At 60.5% G+C, this 19,750-nt stretch carries 20 protein-coding genes; 15 read left to right on the plus strand and 5 right to left on the minus strand.

What is annotated here, in order from left to right:
- The first annotated feature begins 29 nt into the window (after positions 1-29).
- Both U873_RS0127340 and sfsA read left to right on the plus strand, forming a co-directional pair.
- On the plus strand, positions 30-1,202 hold the full coding sequence (locus U873_RS0127340) for a pyridoxal phosphate-dependent aminotransferase (protein ID WP_025131277.1): 1,173 nt from the start codon (positions 30-32) through the stop codon (positions 1,200-1,202).
- The gene (sfsA, locus tag U873_RS0127345; protein ID WP_025131278.1) at positions 1,202-1,915 is read left to right on the plus strand and encodes a DNA/RNA nuclease SfsA; all 714 of its coding nucleotides are present in this window, start codon (positions 1,202-1,204) and stop codon (positions 1,913-1,915) included. The genes U873_RS0127340 and sfsA overlap by 1 nt, the downstream gene beginning before the upstream one ends.
- On the opposite strand, the gene U873_RS0127350 is transcribed toward sfsA, so the two are convergent.
- Positions 1,912-2,229, minus strand: a complete 318-nt coding sequence (locus U873_RS0127350; protein ID WP_025131279.1) for a Rieske (2Fe-2S) protein — start codon at positions 2,227-2,229, stop codon at positions 1,912-1,914. The two genes, sfsA and U873_RS0127350, sit on opposite strands and share 4 nt — an antisense overlap.
- A 218-nt stretch (positions 2,230-2,447) precedes the next feature.
- Between U873_RS0127350 and U873_RS0127355 the strand changes: the two genes are divergently transcribed.
- Genes U873_RS0127355 through U873_RS0127370 form a run of 4 tightly spaced genes read left to right on the plus strand, consistent with a single transcriptional unit; the run spans position 2,448 to position 6,006 of the window.
- Positions 2,448-3,323 (plus strand): hemin ABC transporter substrate-binding protein, encoded by an 876-nt coding sequence (locus tag U873_RS0127355; RefSeq protein ID WP_025131280.1) that lies wholly within the window; start codon positions 2,448-2,450, stop codon positions 3,321-3,323.
- Positions 3,320-4,357, plus strand: a complete 1,038-nt coding sequence (locus U873_RS0127360) for an iron ABC transporter permease (RefSeq protein ID WP_025131281.1) — start codon at positions 3,320-3,322, stop codon at positions 4,355-4,357. The genes U873_RS0127355 and U873_RS0127360 overlap by 4 nt, the downstream gene beginning before the upstream one ends.
- Positions 4,357-5,124, plus strand: a complete 768-nt coding sequence (locus U873_RS0127365; protein WP_025131282.1) for a heme ABC transporter ATP-binding protein — start codon at positions 4,357-4,359, stop codon at positions 5,122-5,124. Before U873_RS0127360 ends, U873_RS0127365 begins: the two co-directional genes overlap by 1 nt.
- Before the next feature lie 24 nt (positions 5,125-5,148).
- On the plus strand, positions 5,149-6,006 hold the full coding sequence (locus U873_RS0127370; protein ID WP_025131283.1) for a ChaN family lipoprotein: 858 nt from the start codon (positions 5,149-5,151) through the stop codon (positions 6,004-6,006).
- A 235-nt stretch (positions 6,007-6,241) separates the two neighbouring features.
- Here the strand turns inward: U873_RS0127370 and U873_RS0127375 are convergent, their stop codons facing one another.
- The 4 genes from U873_RS0127375 to U873_RS0127390 form a co-directional block, all read right to left on the minus strand.
- Positions 6,242-7,042 (minus strand): Crp/Fnr family transcriptional regulator, encoded by an 801-nt coding sequence (locus U873_RS0127375; protein WP_025131284.1) that lies wholly within the window; start codon positions 7,040-7,042, stop codon positions 6,242-6,244.
- Between the two features lie 13 nt (positions 7,043-7,055).
- A complete protein-coding gene (locus U873_RS0127380; protein WP_025131285.1) occupies positions 7,056-7,328 on the minus strand; it encodes a TfoX/Sxy family protein in 273 nt (90 codons plus the stop codon).
- A gap of 225 nt (positions 7,329-7,553) precedes the next feature.
- Complete coding sequence (locus U873_RS0127385) at positions 7,554-7,898, minus strand: pentapeptide repeat-containing protein (protein ID WP_025131286.1); 345 nt, start codon at positions 7,896-7,898, stop codon at positions 7,554-7,556.
- A 93-nt stretch (positions 7,899-7,991) separates the two neighbouring features.
- Positions 7,992-9,548: a bifunctional aminoglycoside phosphotransferase/ATP-binding protein gene (locus U873_RS0127390; RefSeq protein WP_025131287.1), complete on the minus strand. Its 1,557-nt coding sequence runs from the start codon at positions 9,546-9,548 to the stop codon at positions 7,992-7,994.
- A 115-nt stretch (positions 9,549-9,663) separates the two neighbouring features.
- Between U873_RS0127390 and mrcB the strand changes: the two genes are divergently transcribed.
- From mrcB to msrQ, 9 genes are all read left to right on the plus strand, one after another.
- Entirely contained in the window at positions 9,664-11,988 is a 2,325-nt protein-coding gene (gene mrcB, locus U873_RS0127395) for a penicillin-binding protein 1B (RefSeq protein WP_025131288.1), read from the plus strand.
- 16 nt (positions 11,989-12,004) lie between these two features.
- Complete coding sequence (locus tag U873_RS0127400) at positions 12,005-12,736, plus strand: M48 family metallopeptidase (protein WP_025131289.1); 732 nt, start codon at positions 12,005-12,007, stop codon at positions 12,734-12,736.
- Entirely contained in the window at positions 12,736-13,071 is a 336-nt protein-coding gene (locus U873_RS0127405; RefSeq protein WP_025131290.1) for a YqcC family protein, read from the plus strand. The genes U873_RS0127400 and U873_RS0127405 overlap by 1 nt, the downstream gene beginning before the upstream one ends.
- 625 nt (positions 13,072-13,696) lie before the next feature.
- Positions 13,697-15,421, plus strand: coding sequence for an acetolactate synthase 3 large subunit (locus tag U873_RS0127410; RefSeq protein ID WP_025131291.1), 1,725 nt, complete (start codon positions 13,697-13,699; stop codon positions 15,419-15,421).
- A 2-nt stretch (positions 15,422-15,423) separates the two neighbouring features.
- Positions 15,424-15,915 carry an acetolactate synthase small subunit gene (gene ilvN, locus U873_RS0127415; RefSeq protein WP_011063488.1) on the plus strand — a complete coding sequence of 164 codons (492 nt, stop codon included), beginning with the start codon at positions 15,424-15,426 and terminating at the stop codon, positions 15,913-15,915.
- Positions 15,916-15,960: 45 nt separating this feature from the next.
- Complete coding sequence (ilvC, locus tag U873_RS0127420; protein WP_007959661.1) at positions 15,961-16,977, plus strand: ketol-acid reductoisomerase; 1,017 nt, start codon at positions 15,961-15,963, stop codon at positions 16,975-16,977.
- A 146-nt stretch (positions 16,978-17,123) separates the two neighbouring features.
- The gene (gene pssA / locus U873_RS0127425) at positions 17,124-17,981 is read left to right on the plus strand and encodes a CDP-diacylglycerol--serine O-phosphatidyltransferase (RefSeq protein ID WP_011063487.1); all 858 of its coding nucleotides are present in this window, start codon (positions 17,124-17,126) and stop codon (positions 17,979-17,981) included.
- A 63-nt stretch (positions 17,982-18,044) separates the two neighbouring features.
- Complete coding sequence (gene msrP, locus U873_RS0127430) at positions 18,045-19,058, plus strand: protein-methionine-sulfoxide reductase catalytic subunit MsrP (protein ID WP_025131292.1); 1,014 nt, start codon at positions 18,045-18,047, stop codon at positions 19,056-19,058.
- Positions 19,058-19,678, plus strand: coding sequence for a protein-methionine-sulfoxide reductase heme-binding subunit MsrQ (gene msrQ / locus U873_RS0127435; RefSeq protein WP_025131293.1), 621 nt, complete (start codon positions 19,058-19,060; stop codon positions 19,676-19,678). The genes msrP and msrQ overlap by 1 nt, the downstream gene beginning before the upstream one ends.
- Positions 19,679-19,750 lie beyond the last annotated feature (72 nt).

Here is a 19,750-nt window from a genome sequence, read left to right on the forward strand (position 1 = left end):
TGCTCCCCACTCGAATTGAAGGAAGGCTAATGGCTCTGCCCTACAGTGCGCGCAGTCGCGCTATCGAACCTTTCCATGTCATGGCCCTGCTGGCCCGCGCCAATGAGTTGCAGGCCGCCGGGCATGATGTGATTCACCTGGAGATCGGCGAACCGGACTTCACCACGGCCGAGCCGATCATCAAGGCCGGGCAGGCGGCATTGAGTGCGGGCAAGACCCGCTATACCGCGGCGCGCGGAATTCCCGAGTTGCGGCGGGCGATCTCCGGCTTCTATCAACAGCGTTATGGCCTGGATATCGACCCCGAGCGGATCATGATCACCCCCGGTGGTTCCGGCGCCTTGCTGTTGGCCAGCAGCCTGCTGGTGGACCCGGGCAAGCATTGGCTGCTGGCAGACCCGGGCTATCCGTGCAACCGGCACTTTCTGCGTCTGGTGGAGGGGGCTGCGCAACTGGTTCCGGTGGGGCCGGACGTGCGTTACCAACTGACACCGGACCTGGTGGAGCGCTATTGGGATCAAGACAGCGTCGGCGCCCTGGTGGCCTCACCGGCGAACCCGACGGGCACCCTGCTCAGTCGCGACGAGCTGGCTGGCCTGTCCGCTGCAGTCAAGGCGCGCAATGGGCATTTGGTGGTGGACGAGATCTATCACGGCCTGACCTATGGCACGGATGCTGCCAGCGTGCTGGAAGTCGATGACAGTGCCTTTGTCCTGAACAGTTTCTCCAAGTATTTCGGCATGACCGGCTGGCGCCTGGGTTGGCTGGTGGCGCCGCCGGCGGCCATCGGTGAGCTGGAGAAGCTGGCGCAGAACCTCTACATCAGCGCGCCGAGCATGGCCCAGTATGCCGCCCTGGCCTGTTTCAAGCCGGAAACCATCAGCATTCTGGAAGAGCGTCGTGCCGAATTCGGCCGGCGTCGCGACTTCCTTCTGCCCGCCTTGCGCGAGCTGGGGTTCGGCATTGCCGTAGAACCCGAGGGGGCGTTTTACCTGTACGCCGATATCAGTGCCTTTGGCGGAGATGCCTTTGCCTTCTGCCGGCACTTCCTGGAGACCGAGCACCTGGCCTTCACGCCGGGGCTGGATTTTGGTCGCCATCAAGCCGGCCATCATGTGCGATTTGCCTACACCCAGAGCCTGGAGCGCCTGCAGGAAGCCGTGGAGCGCATTGCCCGCGGCCTGCAGAGTTGGCAAGGCTGATGCGCTTCGATCCTCCCCTGGAAGAAGGGCGTCTGCTGCGTCGCTACAAACGTTTCCTGGCTGATATTGAAACCCTTGGCGGCGAACAGTTGACCATCCACTGCCCCAATACCGGCTCGATGTTCAACTGCATGGTCGAAGGCGGCCAGGTCTGGTTCAGCCGTTCCAATGATCCCAAGCGCAAGCTGCCGGGCACTTGGGAAATCAGTGAGACGCCTCAGGGGCGGCTGGCTTGCGTGAATACCGCGCGGGCCAATTCGCTGGTTGAGGAGGCGCTGCGGGCCGGGCTGATCAGCGAATTGAACGGGTTCAGCGGGCTCAAGCGCGAAGTGCCCTATGGGCAAGAGAACAGTCGCATCGATTTTCGCCTGGATTACCCGGAAGGGCCGGCCTATGTCGAGGTCAAGAGCGTCACCCTGGGGTTCGATGGCTCGGCGGTGGCGGCGTTTCCCGATGCCGTGACCCAGCGCGGAGCCAAGCACTTGCGCGAGTTGGCGAGCCTGGCCCGGGACGGCGTACGCGCGGTGCAGCTGTATTGCGTCAACCTTTCGGGGATCGAGGCAGTGCGTCCGGCGCAGGAAATCGACCCGGGGTATGCGGCTGCCTTGCGGGAGGCTGTGGCGGCGGGAGTCGAAGTGCTGGCCTACGGCGTTCGCCTGACCGCACAAGAGGTCTGCATCGACCGACGTCTTGAGGTGTTGCTCGAAGGCTAGAGGTCGACCCAGATTCCCTGGCTGTCTTCGCGACAGTCGATGGCTTCCAGGAACTGGCCGGCGCAGGGGCCGGCCACGCACTCGCCACTTTCAATCAGAAACAGCGCGCCGTGGGTGGCGCACTGGATCAGGCTGGCGCTGGGATCGAGGAACTGGTCGGGTTGCCACTCCAGGGAGACGCCGCGGTGTGGACAGCGATTGGCATACACATAGGCCTGATGTTCGCGGCGTACGGCAAACAGCTTCACTCCACCGAGCTGGAAACCGCGGCTGCCGGCCTCGGGCAGATCACTTGCGGCGCAAAGAAATTTCATGGCTATCCTCAGGTTCCAACGGCTCTGCGCTCAGGCTGTCACAGTTTTTCCGTGACTGCAGAATGAAACATGTCGACGCTTGACGGCCAAATGAAAACAATTATCAAATGGCCGCCTCGCTCGTCATGGGGCACTTGCTCATTTCGATGCCTGCTCTGCCTGGCATGTCACATGGACAGCTGCCTTGCGGGCTTCACCTCTATCAAGGAAATGTTCTTATGCGCCTGAGAGCCAGCGCCATTGCGTTCTGTGCCGGATTGCTGGTGAGCCAATGGGCCACCGCCGATGAGTTGCCGCAGCGTTGGGTCAGTGCTGGTGGAGCCTTGTCCGAGTGGGTGGCGGCCCTGGGGGCCGAGTCGAAACTGGTGGGCGTCGATACCACCAGCCAGCACCCGGCTTCTCTCAAGGCATTGCCGAGCATCGGTTATCAGCGCCAGTTGTCGGCCGAAGGCATCCTCAGCCTGCGACCGCAGATCCTAGTGGGCACCGAAGAGATGGGCCCGCCGCCAGTGCTGTCGCAGATACGCAGTGCCGGGGTCCAGGTCGAGCTGTTTTCCGCGCAAGCGGACCTGCCGACCCTGCAGCACACCCTGCAGCACCTGGGACAGCTTCTGGGGCGTGAGGGACAGGCCGCAGAGCTGTTTCAGGGATATCAACAGCAACTCGAACAGCAGAAGGCCTGGGTCGCCCAGGCCCAGGCGCAACAGGCTGCGCCCGGGGTGCTGCTGTTGCTCGGGCATGCCGGTGGAAAACCCCTGATAGCAGGCAAGGACACCGCTGCGGACTGGTTGCTGCAGCAGGCGGGCGGACGCAATCTGGCGACTCATACCGGTTACAAGCCGTTTTCGGTGGAGTCCCTGGCGGGGTTGAACCCCCAGGTGCTGGTGTTCTCCGATCGCAGCCTGACCGGTGATGCGGCCCGTGCGGCCCTGTTCAAGGAGAATCCGGTATTGGCGGCCACGGCGGCGGCCAAGGCCGGGCGTGTGGTCGAGCTGGATCCGACCTTGCTGGTGGGCGGCCTGGGCCCCCGTCTGCCGGACAGCCTGAAGCGTCTGTCGACCGCGTTCTATCCCCAGGCCAAGCCGGCCCAATGAGTCGTCTGGTCAAACCAAGAGCGTTGTTTCTCGGGCTGGGCGCCCTGTGCCTCCTGGCCATCTGGTTGTCTCTGGCCCTGGGGCCGGTCAGTCTGCCGTTGTTCGATACCTTGCGTGCCGCCCTGCGGTTGCTGGGGCTACCGATCGATGGGCAGGGGCTGGAACAGGCTGAGCTGATCCTTGGGCAGATCCGTCTGCCACGGACGCTGCTGGGGCTGGCTGTAGGCGGAGTCCTGGCCTTGTCCGGGGTGGCCATGCAGGGGCTGTTTCGCAATCCCCTGGCGGATCCGGGGCTGGTGGGAGTGTCCAGCGGTGCCGCATTGGGCGCAGCCGTCGCGATTGTCGGTGGCTCGATGTTCGGTGGCCTGCCAGAGGCCATTGGCCCCTATCTGCTTTCACTCTGTGCCTTTCTGGGTGGGCTGGGAGTGACGGCGCTGGTCTATCGCCTGGGACGGCGCAATGGCCAGACCCACGTCGCGACCATGCTGCTGGCGGGGATCGCGTTAACCGCCCTGGCCGGTTCGGCCGTGGGGCTGTTCACCTATCTGGCGGATGATGCCACCCTGCGCACCTTGACCTTCTGGAACCTGGGCAGCCTCAACGGCGCCAGTTATCAGCGCCTGTGGCCGTTGCTGCTGGTGACCACCGCGGTGGCGCTGTGGTTGCCGCGCCGGGCCAAGGCGCTGAATGCGCTGCTGCTGGGGGAGTCCGAGGCCAAGCACCTGGGGATCGATGTTGAAGGGCTCAAGCGCGAACTGGTGTTCTGTACCGCCCTGGGTGTGGGCGCCGCGGTTGCTGCTGCGGGGATGATCGGCTTTGTTGGTCTGGTGGTGCCGCATCTGGTGCGTCTGTTGTCGGGGCCGGATCATCGGACCTTGCTGCCCGCATCGATCCTCGCGGGAGCCAGCCTGCTGCTGCTGGCGGACCTGGTGGCTCGCCTGGCGTTGGCGCCGGCCGAGCTGCCTATCGGGATTGTCACTGCATTCATTGGTGCGCCGTTCTTTCTGTATCTGTTGTTGCGAGGGCGAGCCTGATGTTGCGAGTGGAGAACCTGCACGTCCGACGTGGTGGCAAAGACGTATTGGCCGGTATCGATCTGCAGCTGTTGCCCGGGGAAGTACTAGGGGTGCTGGGGCCCAATGGTGCGGGTAAAAGCAGCCTGCTGGGGGCCTTGAGTGGCGAGCTGGCAGCCCACCAGGGCCGGGTATCGCTGGATCAGCGTGAGCTGGCGCAGTGGGAAGGGGCGTTGCGCGCGCAACGGTTGGCCGTGCTGCCCCAGGCGTCCAGCCTGGATTTCGCCTTTCGAGTCGAAGAAGTGGTGGGGCTGGGAAGGTTGCCCCATCAGAGTGGCCGTGCGCGTGATGAAGAGATCGTCAATGCTGCGCTTGAGGCGGCCGATGTCACCCACCTGTGGGGACGCAGCTACTTGGCGCTGTCGGGAGGCGAGCGCCAGCGAGTGCACCTGGCTCGGGTCCTGGCGCAACTATGGCCGGGACAAGCGGGGCATAACTTGCTGCTCGACGAGCCCACCTCGGCTCTCGACCCCTTGCACCAGCACGTTACATTGCAAGCCATTCGGGCGTTTGCCGATCGCGGTGCGGCGGTGCTGATCATTCTCCATGACCTGAATCTGGCAGCACGCTACTGTGATCGCGTGCTGTTGCTGGAGGGCGGGCGCCCCCATTCGCTCGGGACGCCGGCTGCGGTGCTGCGTCCTGAACCGTTGAAAGAGGTATTTGGCCTGGAAGTCCTGGTGCAGGAGCATCCTGAACGGGGGCATCCGTTGATCATTGCCCGTTGACCTGAAACCTGGGGAGAAGAAAGGATGCGTGCACTCCTGCTGCTGGCAATCCTGCTGGCCGGCTGTCGGAGCTCGCTCGAGCTCTTGCCGCCTCCGGTGGAGGATTATTCCGGCAATATCATCGATCTGCGCAGTGGTCAGGTGCTTGCCCCGGACGAACTGGTGGCGCGCCTGGCCGTTATCCCGCGGGTGATCGTCGGCGAACAGCACGACAATGCCGACCACCATGCCGTGCAATTGTGGTTGTTGCGTTCAATGGTCGTGGCGCGACCTCAGGGCAGCCTGCTACTGGAAATGCTCAATCCCGATCAGCAGCCAAAAGTCGATGCGCTGAAGCGTTCTCTTGAGGGTGCTCGCCTGCCTGATGATCTGCCCGGCCTGCTGGCCTGGCAGCCAGGCTGGCAGTGGAGCCTTTACGGTCCGTTGGTGGGGTATGCGCTAAGGCAGCCCTACCCGTTGCTTGCTGCCAACCTGGATCGCCAGGAAGTGCGAGAAGTCTACGGGCGCGCGCCATTGCTCTCGGGGGAGCGGGCCGGCGCTCCTGCGGTGACAGAGGCCTTGTCGACGCAGATCCGTGAATCCCATTGTGGCTTGCTGCCCGATAGCCAGGTGCCGGCCATGCTTGCCGTGCAGCAGCAGCGTGATCGGCGGATGGCCGAGCGACTGCTGGCGGCACCGACCCCGGCCCTGTTGTTTGCTGGAACCTTCCACGGGCGCAAGGACCTCGGGGTGCCCTTGCATGTGGCGGATCTGGACCAGAAGCAGGAAGTCGTGGTGTTGATCCTGGCGGAGCGGGGCACTCCGGTGGCGGCCTCGTCCGCCGACTTTGTCTGGTACACACCGGCCCAGCCGGCCAAGGATTATTGCGCGGCATTGCGGTGATGATCGCGATGCCTTTTTACGGACAAAAAAAGACCCGGCAAGAGCCGGGTCAAATAACCGTGATTAGCCTGATGAGGAGATAATCTGAGAGTCCGAACCACTGGTCTTCCAGGTTATCCAACTGATCTCGCGACCAGTTGTGATAATCATAACGATTCTCATTTCGAAGTCAACAAAGCTTTTTCAGTTTTTGCATATTTCGCCAAACGCTTGTTTGGATCCTCGTAAACCGACCTCAGTCCGGCTGGTTCAGGGCTATGAGCCGGGTCACTTCCTTGTTCAGCAGGTCAATGCGCCGGGCCATGCTTTCAATCAGGCTGTGGGCGATCCGCGGGTTGCTCTGGGTCAGACTGAGAAACTGCTCCTTGGGGATCAGCATGACCGTACTGGGTTCACTGGCAATGACGCTGGCACTGCGTTTTTCTCCGGTAAAGACGGCCATGGCGCCGAAAATCTCGTCCTTGGGGACATCGCCCACTTTGTGCCCGTCGACGAAGGCCTCTGCCCGGCCTTCGAGAATCACGAACACATGATCGGCCTCATCACCTTGGGCAATCAGCAGCTCGCCGGTTTCCACCCGTTTGAAGCCGTTGCTGCTGCGCAGCTCCGGCGGCTTCAGACGGGCGACGGCATCGGACAGCAAAGCCGTCTGGCCAATCAGGTATTGCAGCAGCAGCTCCGAGCGTTGTTCATCGGCATAGATATGCCGGAACACTTCGGTCCTCAGGTAGGGAATCAGCTGTAGCGGGGTGTCGCATCCCAGTTGCCACTGCGGATGCTCGATGCCGCGCCGCAACCCTACCAGGTCGCCCTCGTGCAGATAAAACAGGGGGCGCTCTTCGACACGGGCCTGGATCACGCCACTGTCCAGCAGGAACAACTGGTGCCCGGGCAAAGCGCCGGAGAGATCGGCCACTGGGGCTAGATCCAGCGTCGGACCAGCAGGCGAGAGGCCTTCCAGCATTTGGGCTGGAAGGCTCTGCAGCCGATTGATCAAGGCATCGGCGTAGGCCGGTTGCTCGCCCAATAGATACATAAGGTTCTGCCGGTCAGTTTTTATGACGAGTGGAAATGGCGTCCAACTGCTTGTTCAGCGCCTCTTTGCGTTCGGCAGGGAGATCGTTCCAGTGCATGTCCATCAATGCGCCTTCGATGGCATACAGGAGAACCTTGGAGGCACGAAAGCCGCGGGTGCGCACTGCCCGATAAGCATCCACTGCGCCCAGGCGACGCAAGTCGGAAGCACTGTGGATGCCCACTGCATGCAGCCATTGTGCGGATGTCTTGCCAAGGTTCTTCAAGTGTTGCAGTTCATCATTCATTAAGCCTCCTGGCGATGGCCGAATGGTGAGTGGGCAGCCTCAAAGGAGTGTAGCGCTCAGTAGAAAACGCGCTGTTCTTTGGTCGGTTTGGACGCAAATGCTTCTAAGGCGGGCACATCGGGGCCCGGAAAGCCTTGAAAGAGGAGGGAGGAGGGGGGGAAGCGAGGGAGCGGGGATCCACAGTCCGGCGCGAAGTGGGCACCGGACAGGGCAGGACGAACTGGCCTAGCGGGTGCGGTAACGCAGGCGGGTGCCGAAATTGACTGACATGAGAATCTCGTCGGCACTCAGTTCTACCGGGAAGTAGGCACCGGAAATCTGTGCATGGGCTAGGCTGGCACCTTCCATGGAGGAGTGTCTGAGATCCAGGCCGCGCAGATCGGCAGAGCGGAAATAAGCATCGGTGAAGTCGACACCTTCGGCGTTCAGTTCCCGCAGATCGAGGCCCCGGAAGTCACCGCTTCGCATGTCGATGGGCTGATCCTTCGGACGTTCGCGGTTGAAGCCGACGATGTCGTCTTTATGCAGCAGGGCGTAAAGCGGAGTATCGAGAAGTTTTGGTTGGCTCATGGCGACGTCATCCGTGTTGGATTTATGACGCCAGTATAGTGCCACTATTTTTCAGCCGTGAAGTCTTTGCCGCTTCACGGCTGAAATAGTCGATTACAGGCCGGGGAGACGCTGGCGAATGTTGGCGACCAGGGCGTCCAGGCTACCGCTTTCGTTGGTTTCGACGCGTTTGCTGCGCAACAGTTCTTCGTCGGTCAAGGCTTCGCGAGTGGCTTGCTGGGTCGCGATCACTTCCAGGGTGGCATCGGACGGATCGTTTTGATCGGCCTGGCGTTGCGCCAGCCAGCTGGCGATCACCGCCTCAGGTGCATTGCAGTCGATGATCAGGCACGGCGTCCCGGTGGCTTCGGCGACCTTGGCCGCGGCATATCGTTGGGCGCGTTTGAGGTAGGTGGCATCGATCACCACCGGGAAGCCGGCGCGCAGGATGATTTCGGCCACTTCATGCAGGCGAGTGTAGGTGGCATTGCTGGCCTCGCTGCTGTAGATGCCGGCATGCACGTCATTGGGTACTTGCTGCTCGCCGAACAGGCGCTTGCGCTCCACGTCCGAGCGCAGGCGAATAGCGCCCAAGGCTTCCACCAGGCGCATGGCCACGCTGCTCTTGCCGACCGCCGAGACACCCGAGGTGATGGCCAGGAAACGCGAGGGAATGGTGCTGTAGCTTTCCGCCAGGTTGGCGTAGTTGCGGTACTGGCGCAGGGTGGTGGCGCGCTGTACCGGAGTGGCATCGGCAGGCATGCTGAACAGGCTGACCTTGGCGCGCACCAGGGCGCGATAGGCTTTGTAGAAGTTGAGCAGCTCAAGGCCCTGGTAGTCGCCGGTCAGCTCCAGGTATTGGCTGATGAAACGCCGTGCCAGGCTTTTCAGGCCACGGTCTTCCAAGTCCATGGCGAGGAAGCCGGTATCGGCGTACACATCGGTGAAACGGAACGGTTCGTTGAATTCGATGCAGTCGAAAATCACCACCTTGCCGTTGATGAGGGTGGCGTTGCCCAGGTGGATATCGCCGTGGCACTCGCGAATGAAGCCTTCGCTCTTGCGTTGAGCCAGCAGTGGCTTGAGGCGCTCGTAACTGGCTTCAGCCCAGGCTTCCAGGGCTTCGAGCTGCTGCAAGTCGGCCTTGTCGCTGAGGAATGGACGAATCTGCTCGAAGTTCTGACGCACCGGGGCCATCACGCTTTCTGGGGTCCCTGCCTCGTGGTCGGCCGGCACCTTGGGGGCGCTGAGGTGGAACTGGGCGATCTGCTGGGCCATCTCGTCGATGTGGGCAGTGGTCAGTTCGCTGTTGGCTTGCAGGGTGCTGAGCAACTGGCTCTGGGGAAACTGGCGCATTTTCAGGACGTATTCGATGGCCGCGCCGCTGCCGCCCAGTTCTGGGGCCTCGCTGCTGCCGGTGATGGGCAGCACTTCCAGGTACAGGTCATCGGTCAGACGCTGGTTCAGGCGCAGTTCTTCAGAGCAGAAGTGTTCGCGAGCATCCAGGCTGGTGAAGTCAAGGAAGCCGAAGTTGACCGGCTTCTTCACTTTATAGGCAAAGGGACCGGTGAGCAGCACCCAGGAAATGTGGGTTTCGATGACCTGGAACCCATCTACGGGATGCGGGTACAAAGCGGGGTTTTGCAGGGCTGCGATCAGGGACTGGCTCACGGGCGATCCTTCAGAGTCGGGAAAATCGAGGGCGTCATTATGGCCGCTGCAGGCGCTAAGGCAAACCTCGGTCGGCACATGTTGAGGATGAATAAAGTGCGTATAATCCGCCGCCATGACTCGTACCCGATCCCCCCGTTCCGCTAAAAAAACTCCGTCTGGTGGCCTGCGCCCCTGGCTGGGCTGGGCGCTCAAGCTCAGTCTGGTCGGTCTGGTGGTGCTCGCCGGCTTTGCGGTTTACCTCGATGCCGTGGTCCAGGAAAAGTTCTCCGGCAAGCGCTGGACCATTCCAGCCAAGGTCTATGCGCGCCCGCTTGAGCTGTTCGTCGGACAAAAGCTCAGCAAGGACGACTTCCTGACGGAACTCGATGCCCTGGGCTATCGTCGCGAAAGTATCGCCAACGGCCCAGGCGCCGCGGCGGTGAGCGGCAATACCGTTGACTTGAATACCCGTGGCTTCCAGTTCTATGAAGGGCTGGAGCAGGCACAGCCGGTACGTGTGCGCTTCTCCGGCGACTATGTGGCGGAGCTTTCCGGCAGCAAGGGCGCCAAGCTGGCTGTGGTACGCCTGGAGCCGCTGTTGATCGGCGGCCTGTACCCGAAGAACCTTGAAGACCGGATCCTGATCAAAATCGACCAGGTCCCGCCGTATCTGCTGGAAACCCTGGTGGCGGTGGAAGACCGTGACTTTTATTCGCACCATGGGGTATCGCCGAAGTCGATTGCCCGGGCGATCTGGGTCAACACCTCGTCGGGCCAGATGCGCCAGGGCGGCAGTACGCTGACCCAGCAGTTGGTGAAGAACTTCTTCCTGACCAACGAGCGCAGCCTGTCGCGCAAGCTCAATGAAGCGATGATGGCGCTGCTGCTGGAACTGCATTACGACAAGCGCGAGATTCTCGAGGCTTACCTCAATGAGGTATTCGTCGGCCAGGACGGTCAGCGTGCGGTGCACGGTTTTGGGCTGGCCAGTCAGTTCTTCTTCAGCCAGCCGCTGTCCGAGCTCAAGTTGCATCAGGTGGCGTTGCTGGTGGGCATGGTCAAGGGACCTTCCTATTACAACCCGCGGCGTTATCCGGAACGTGCGATGGAGCGGCGCAACCTGGTGCTTGATCTGCTTGAACAGCAGGGCGTGGCCACGGCCGAGCAGGTCGAAGCAGCGAAGAAGATGCCCCTGGGCGTCACCAAGCGCGGCAGCCTGGCCGACAGCTCGTTCCCCGGTTTCCTTGATCTGGTGAAGCGCCAGTTGCGTGAAGACTACCGCGACGAGGACTTGACCGAAGAAGGCCTGCGTATCTTCACCAGTTTCGACCCGATCCTGCAGATGAAGGCGGAGGCCTCGGTCAACGACACCTTCAAGCGCCTGGCTGGGCGCAAGGGTTCGGAAGACGTCGAGGCGGCGATGGTGGTGACCAACCCGGAAACCGGTGAAGTCCAGGCCATGATTGGTAGTCGCCAGGCCAGCTTTGCCGGCTTCAACCGGGCACTGGACGCAGTGCGCCCGATCGGCTCGCTGATCAAGCCGGCGGTCTACCTGACCGCCCTGGAAAAGCCTAGCCAGTACACCTTGACCAGTTGGCTGTCCGATGAAGCCTTCTCGGTCAAGGGGGCCGATGGCCAAGTGTGGAAGCCGCAGAACTACGATCGGCGTTCCCATGGCACGGTTTTCCTGTATCAGGGGCTGGCCCATTCCTACAACCTCTCCACTGCTCGACTGGGTCTGGAAGTAGGGGTACCCAATGTCTTGAAGACCCTTGGGCGCTTGGGCGTGACCCGGGAGTTCCCGGCCTTTCCTTCGATGCTGCTGGGGGCGGGGGGCATGAGCCCGATAGAAGTGGCAACCATGTACCAGACCCTGGCCAATGGCGGCTTCAATACGCCGATGCGTGGGATTCGCAGTGTGCTGACCGCCGAGGGCGAGCCGCTCAAGCGTTACCCATTCCAGATCCAGCAGCGTTTCGATGCCGGCTCGATCTACCTGATCCAGAGTGCGATGCAGCGGGTGATGCGCGAAGGCACCGGTAGTTCGGTGTACAACGTGCTGCCCAAAACCCTGGCGCTGGCGGGCAAGACCGGAACCAGTAACGATTCCCGTGACAGCTGGTTCGCCGGCTTCAGCCAGGATCTGTTGGCGGTGGTGTGGTTGGGCCGCGACGACAATGGCAAGACTCCGTTCACCGGTGCCACCGGTGCCCTGCAGGTGTGGACCAGTTTCATGCGCAAGGCCGACCCGTTGCCGCTGGATATGCCGCAGCCGGATAACGTGGTTCAGGCGTGGATCGATTCGCGCACCGGGCAAGGCTCTGATGCCAACTGTCCGGGGGCGGTGCAGATGCCGTATATTCGCGGCAGCGAACCGCCTCCTGGCGCGTCCTGTGGAGGGGGAACCCCTGCAGATGGCGAATCGGTGATGGATTGGGTCAAGGGCTGGATGAACTAAGCGATGAGGGTTTGACGTGAACAAGTGGTGGGTTCCAGCTATTACAGCTCTGGCATTGCTCAACGGTTGCGCCAGTGTGCAGCGCGGCTCCATTCCCGTCGTGGACTCCGGCACCGCCGTGTCCAACAGTGAGCGGATCTCCGCTTCCGGAGGCTTCCGCCAGACGACCATCAAGCGCCCGGCACAAGCCCAGGCTCAGGCTATTCCAGAAGACTCCGGGGTCGTGGTCATGGTCCCGGGTGGTGGTGCAACCGCCTCGGCGCCGATCAGCAGCACCCCCATTACGCCGGGGCCGATCACTCCGGGCCCGGTGGATGGCGCGAACTATCAGTCGGCGCCAATCAGTCAGGGCACTTACAATATGCCTTCGACACCGAGTGGAATTCCTTCGGCGCGCGCCGGTGGCTTGTCTGCCGATGAGCAGTTGGACGGCCCGGTGCTGGCATTGTTGACGACCGCTCAGCAGCAGCAGTCCAGTGGCGACCTGAACGGTGCCTCCTCCAGTCTCGAGCGTGCGCAGCGAGTGGCGCCCCGTGAGCCGCAGGTGCTCTATCGTCTGGCCCAGGTGCGCATGGCGCAGGGCGACGCACCGCAAGCCGAGCAGTTTGCTCGTCGTGGCCTGAGTTTCGCCAATGGTCGTCCCGACCTTCAGGCGAGCCTGTGGGAATTGATTGCCCAGGCACGTGAGAAGCAGGGTGACGCTGCCGGTGCTGCCCAGGCGCGGCAGAAAGCCCGGGTCTCGCTGTGATGGATGAGCGCTTGCCCCGGATCGCCGAACAACTGTTGCTGATCGAGCGCGAGATGAGGGCTCAAGAGCTGTGGGATGAGGCTGCACCCAGCACCGAGGCCCTTGCCAGCACCGAGCCTTTCGCCGTGGATACCCTGGAATTCGAACAGTGGCTGCAATGGATCTTCCTGCCCCGGATGAAAATGATCCTGGAGCAGAATCTACCCCTGCCCAACGCGTCCGGGATCCAGGAAATGGCCGAGATGGTGTTCTCCGCTCGTTCGATGCAAGGGCGTGATCGTCAACTTCGGGTCTTGCTCAAAGAGTTTGATCAACTGATCGTCACCACCCGCTGATTCAGGACTGCCAGGTGCCCCTGGCAGTCGTTCTGCATTGTCCCGTGCTGATCACTCATGAGCGATCACGGTCGCTCTTTCCCGCGGATTGCGCATTCTTTCAGTCAAACCCTCTTTAATGAGTTCCGAGCGTTCTGTCGCGTCGGGGGCTGGCTTGTGGCTGCCTTTGCCATGGAGCATTAGAGTTGATCAATAGGTCGATGACTAAAGTCGGGGTTCGCATTTCTGAGTTGCTTGTCGAGGAATGCGCAATTGAAGCGCAGGCAGCTGTCGTTTTTGGGTTTTTTCTTGCGTTCTCATGCGCTTAGTTCGAATTAACTACATAGACGGCTTGACTTGAAGAGGACGAAACAGAAGAATCCAAAGTCCGCTGTAGAGGGACTGCCAGAAGCAGACCCACTCAGCAGATCATGAGGCGCACATCCGCGCCGAAGTGCTACACCCGCAACGCGTTACCTCGCGCTGGGTGGGAAAACCCCGCAACACTTTGGGGGGCTCCCAATACTTGCTCAGTCAGTGCTGACGTAGTCGGCGACCACCGTCGCTCATGCTCTGCTGAGAAGTAAACCTATTAAGACCCGCTCCCTTTTGAGGGCGGTATTCTGGCGTTTTAGAGGTGAACAACGTGGAGCTTTTATCTGGCGGTGACATGCTCGTCCGCTTTTTGCGTGACGAAGGCGTCAAGTATATCTACGGGTACCCGGGTGGTGCTCTCCTGCATGTTTACGATGCCCTGTTCAAAGAGCCGGAAGTGACCCACATCCTGGTTCGCCACGAACAAGCGGCAACCCATATGGCTGACGGCTACGCCCGTGCCACCGGTAAAGCCGGTGTGGTACTGGTGACTTCCGGCCCGGGCGCGACCAATGCCATTACCGGCATTGCCACCGCCTATATGGATTCGATTCCAATGGTGATCATTTCCGGTCAGGTGCCCAGCACCATGGTCGGCACCGATGCGTTCCAGGAAACCGACATGATCGGTATCTCCCGGCCGATCGTGAAGCACAGCTTCATGATCAAGCACGCTTCGGAAATCCCGGAAGTCATGAAGAAGGCGTTCTACCTGGCGCAATCCGGTCGTCCTGGCCCTGTCGTGGTCGATATTCCCAAGGACATGACCAACCCGGCTGAAAAGTTCGAATACGTTTTTCCCAAGAAAGCCAAGCTGCGCTCCTACAGCCCAGCTGTTCGCGGTCACTCCGGGCAAATTCGCAAGGCAGCAGAAATGCTCCTGGCGGCCAAGCGTCCTGTGCTTTATGCAGGCGGCGGCGTGATCCTCGGTGGCGGCTCCGCACCGCTGACCGAACTGGCCAAGATGCTCAATCTGCCAGTGACCAACACCCTGATGGGCCTGGGCGCCTACCCGGGCACCGATCGCCAGTTCGTCGGCATGCTGGGTATGCACGGCAGTTACACCGCCAACCTGACCATGCACCATGCCGATGTGATCCTGGCCGTGGGTGCGCGCTTCGATGACCGGGTGATCAACGGTGCACCGAAGTTCTGCCCGAACGCCAAGATCATCCATGTCGACATCGACCCGGCCTCCATCTCCAAGACCATCAAGGCCGACGTGCCGATCGTGGGTCCGGTGGAGAGCGTGCTGACCGAAATGGTTGCGGCCCTCAAGGAGATCGGCGAAACCCCGAACAAGGACACGGTCGCCAGTTGGTGGAAGCAGATCGACGAGTGGCGCGGTGATCGCGGCCTGTTCCCGTACGACAAGGGCGACGGCAGCATCATCAAGCCACAGACCGTGATCGAGACCCTGTGCGAAGTGACCAGGGGCGATGCCTATGTCACCTCCGACGTGGGGCAGCATCAGATGTTCGCGGCGCAGTACTACAAGTTCAACAAGCCCAATCGCTGGATCAACTCCGGCGGCCTGGGGACCATGGGCTTTGGCTTCCCGGCAGCCATGGGCGTCAAGTTGAGCTTCCCGGAGAGTGATGTCGCCTGCGTTACCGGCGAAGGCAGTATCCAGATGAACATCCAGGAGCTGTCCACCTGCCTGCAGTACGATCTGCCGGTCAAGATCATCAACCTGAACAACGGTGTGCTGGGCATGGTGCGCCAATGGCAGGACATGAGTTATGGCAGCCGCCACTCGCATTCCTACATGGAATCGCTGCCTGACTTCGTCAAGCTGGTCGAGGCCTATGGTCATGTGGGCATGCGTATCACGGATCTGAAGGATCTGAAGCCGAAGATGGAAGAAGCGTTCGCGATGAAGGATCGCCTGGTGTTCCTCGATATCCAGGTCGACACCAGCGAGCACGTCTATCCGATGCAGATCAAAGACGGCTCCATGCGCGATATGTGGCTGAGCAAGACGGAGCGTACTTAATCATGCGGCACATTATCTCCCTGCTTCTGGAAAACGAACCGGGCGCCTTGTCCCGTGTTGTAGGCCTGTTCTCGCAACGTAACTACAACATCGAAAGCCTGACTGTGGCGCCGACCGAAGATCCGACCCTGTCGCGTCTGACCCTCACCACTGTCGGTCACGACGAGATCATCGAGCAGATCACCAAGAACCTGAACAAGCTGGTCGAAGTGGTGAAATTGGTGGACCTGTCGGAAAGTGCTCACATCGAGCGCGAGCTGATGTTGGTCAAGATCAAGGCCACCGGCGCCCAGCGTGCCGAGGTCAAGCGCACCACCGATATTTACCGTGGGCAGATCGTTGATGTCAGCGCCAGCGTGTATACCGTGCAACTGACCGGTACCAGCGACAAGCTCGACAGCTTCATTCAATCGATCGGCACCGCATCGATTCTGGAAACCGTACGCAGTGGTGTCACCGGGATTGCCCGTGGCGACAAAGTACTGAGCATCTAACTCAAATTAGCCAATGGCCGGAACGGCCTGATATAGGGGAAATTCATGAAAGTTTTCTACGATAAAGACTGCGACCTGTCGATCATCCAAGGCAAGAAAGTTGCCATCATCGGCTACGGTTCCCAGGGCCACGCTCAAGCCTGCAACCTGAAAGACTCTGGCGTCGACGTAACTGTCGGCCTGCGTAAAGGCTCGGCTACCGTTGCCAAGGCTGAAGCCCACGGCCTGAAAGTGACCGACGTTGCCGCAGCCGTTGCCGGCGCCGACCTGGTCATGATCCTGACTCCGGACGAGTTCCAGTCCCAGCTGTACAAGAATGAAATTGAGCCGAACATCAAGAAGGGCGCCACCCTGGCCTTCTCCCACGGCTTCGCGATCCACTACAACCAGGTTGTGCCACGTGCCGACCTCGACGTGATCATGATCGCGCCGAAGGCCCCGGGCCATACCGTGCGCTCCGAGTTCGTCAAGGGCGGCGGTATCCCTGACCTGATCGCGATCTACCAGGACGCTTCCGGCAACGCCAAGAACGTTGCCCTGTCCTACGCCGCAGGCGTCGGCGGCGGCCGTACCGGCATCATCGAAACCACCTTCAAGGACGAGACTGAAACCGACCTGTTCGGCGAGCAGGCTGTTCTGTGCGGCGGTACCGTTGAGCTGGTCAAGGCCGGTTTCGAGACCCTGGTTGAAGCGGGCTACGCGCCAGAAATGGCCTACTTCGAGTGCCTGCACGAACTGAAGCTGATCGTTGACCTCATGTACGAAGGCGGTATCGCCAACATGAACTACTCGATCTCCAACAACGCCGAGTACGGCGAGTACGTGACCGGCCCTGAAGTCATCAACGCCGAATCCCGTCAGGCCATGCGCAACGCTCTGAAGCGCATCCAGGACGGCGAATACGCCAAGATGTTCATCAGCGAAGGTGCTACCGGCTACCCATCGATGACCGCCAAGCGTCGTAACAACGCCGCTCACGGTATCGAAATCATCGGCGAGCAACTGCGTTCGATGATGCCGTGGATCGGTGCCAACAAGATCGTCGACAAAGCCAAGAACTAAGTTCGAGTCTTGTCAGGGAAAACGCGGCCTAGGCCGCGTTTTTTCGTTTGGACGGATAGGTTCTGGTATAAAGCTGGATCCTTTGTGGCCGAATCGCGGTCCTGGGTATCTGTCGAAACTTTTCACACCGTTGCAAGGTATTGTCCATGAGCGAACGTCCCGAAGAGCCAAACCAGGCCTCTGACGCCGAAAGCCTGCTACCGATCGATGAGCATGTCGAAGAAGGGCATGACGCTGAAGGCCGTAAAGTCCGGCATCGTGGTATCTATCTTCTGCCGAATCTGTTCACCACTGCGAACCTGTTCGCAGGCTTCTATTCCATCATCAGTTCCATGAGCGCCCAGAGTGCGATGAGCGCCGGAGATGCGGCAGGGGCGAGCAAGTACTTCGCCTTTGCGGCCATTGCCATTTTTGTCGCCATGGTGCTCGACGGGTTGGACGGGCGCGTAGCCCGGATGACCAACACTCAAAGTGCCTTCGGCGCCGAGTACGACTCGCTGTCGGATATGGTTGCCTTCGGCGTAGCGCCGGCGTTGCTGGCCTTCGGCTGGGCGCTGGGAGACATGGGCAAGGTGGGCTGGATGGTCGCCTTCATCTATGTAGCAGGTGCCGCCCTGCGTCTGGCGCGTTTCAATACCCAGGTCGGTACGGCGGACAAGCGCTACTTCATCGGCCTGGCCAGTCCCGCGGCTGCAGGTGTGGTGGCGGGTATCGTCTGGGCCTTCAGCGATTACGGGATCCAGGGCTCGAAGATGTCCTTCCTGGTGGCCTTGATGGTGGCGGCTGCCGGCATGCTGATGGTCAGCAACATCAAGTACAACAGCTTCAAGGACCTGGACCTGAAAGGTCGCGTGCCTTTTGTGGCGATCCTGGCGGTGGTGCTGGTGTTCGCCGTGGTGTTCAGTGATCCGCCGCGTATCCTGCTGTTGGTGTTCCTTGCGTACGCAGCTTCCGGCCCGATTCAGTACCTGTTGCACCTTCGTCGCCGCAAAAGCGTCGAGTGATGTAATTTCCCCCATACTCCGCAGTCTATTGGTGCATCTGTCCTCCAATACTGCGGAGTTGCCATGCTGTTCAAATTCCCCAAGGCATCGGATTCGAAAGAGTCGGATATCACGCCAGAATCCCTCTATATCTCTCGTCGCCAGCTTCTAGGTGCAACAGCGGCAGGTGTCGCGCTGTCGGGCTTGCCTCGTTGGGCCAGTGCAGATGTTGCTGGTCAATACGCGGAGGTCGAGCCGGGCAGGGCACCTGCGTGGTTTGCTGACAAGTTGCCGAGTACCCGTTGGCAGGCCGTTACCGTTCAGGGAGAGGCGATCACTCCTTTCAAGGACGCCACCCATTACAACAACTTCTATGAGTTCGGAACCGACAAAGGTGATCCCGCTGCCAATGCGGGGGCGCTGAAAACCGAGCCCTGGAGTGTGGTGGTGGATGGTGAAGTGGAGAAGCCGGGCCGTTACGCCCTGGAAGACTTCATGAAGCCTTACCAATTGGAGGAGCGTATCTATCGACTGCGCTGTGTGGAGGCTTGGTCGATGGTGATTCCATGGATTGGCTTTCCGATTTCTGCATTGCTCAAGCAGGTGGAGCCGACGTCAAAGGCCAAGTACATTCGTTTTGAAACCTTGCAGGATCCCAAGAGCATGCCAGGCCAGCGCTCGGGTTTTGCCTTGATCGACTGGCCCTATGTGGAAGGGTTGCGTCTTGATGAGGCGATGAACCCCTTGGCGATCATGGCGGTGGGTATGTATGGGCGTGAGTTGCCCAATCAAAATGGTGCGCCGCTGCGTTTGGTCGTGCCTTGGAAGTACGGTTTCAAAAGCGTGAAGTCCATTGTCCGTATCAGCCTGGTTAGCGAGCAGCCAAAAACGACCTGGCAGAGCATTGCGGCCAACGAGTATGGTTTTTACGCAAATGTGAACCCTACTGTCGATCATCCACGCTGGACCCAGGCACGTGAGCGGCGGCTGCCGAGCGGTCTGTTCAGTCCCAATGTGCGGGAAACGCAGATGTTCAATGGCTACTCCGATGAAGTCGCTGCTTTATATAGCGGCATGGATTTGCGGAAGAACTACTGATGCGTTATCCGTTTTGGCGTGTAGGCGTCTTTCTTGCCGCAGCTGCCTTGCCGCTGTATTGGCTGTATGAAGCTTGGGCACAGGCCCTGGGGCCAGACCCAGGCAAGGTGATGGTTGATCGCTTGGGATTGGGGGCGTTGGTGTTGCTCCTGATCACTCTGGGCATGACGCCATTGCAGAAGCTTACGGGGTGGCCGGTCTGGATTGCACTGCGTCGGCAATTGGGCTTGTGGTGCTTCGCTTATGTGGTGCTGCACCTGAGTGCCTACGGGGTGTTCATTCTGGGGTTGGACTGGTCACAGCTGGGTGTGGAGTTGCGCAAGCGGCCTTACATCTTAGTTGGCAGTCTGGGCTTCCTCTTGTTATTGGTCCTGGCGCTGACATCCAATCGCTATAGCCAGCGTCACCTGGGGGCGCGATGGAAGAAGCTGCATCGTTTGGTCTATGTCGTCCTGGGGTTGGGATTGCTGCATATGCTGTGGATCGTCCGCGCGGATCTGAAGGAGTGGGCGGTCTATGCCTTTATAGGTGGGATGTTACTGCTGCTGCGTGTGCCTCCGGTGATGCGTCGAATTCCCCGTTTAATTGCGCGAAAAGCATCTTCTGCAACAAAAGCGTAATTAAGGGTTGACGGCAGATTCTACAGGTCTATAATTCGCCCCACTTCCGGTGCAGTCGAAACGGAAAACTCC

Origin of the sequence: Pseudomonas sp. PH1b, from assembly GCF_000633395.1 — a bacterium.
Lineage (GTDB): Bacteria > Pseudomonadota > Gammaproteobacteria > Pseudomonadales > Pseudomonadaceae > Aquipseudomonas.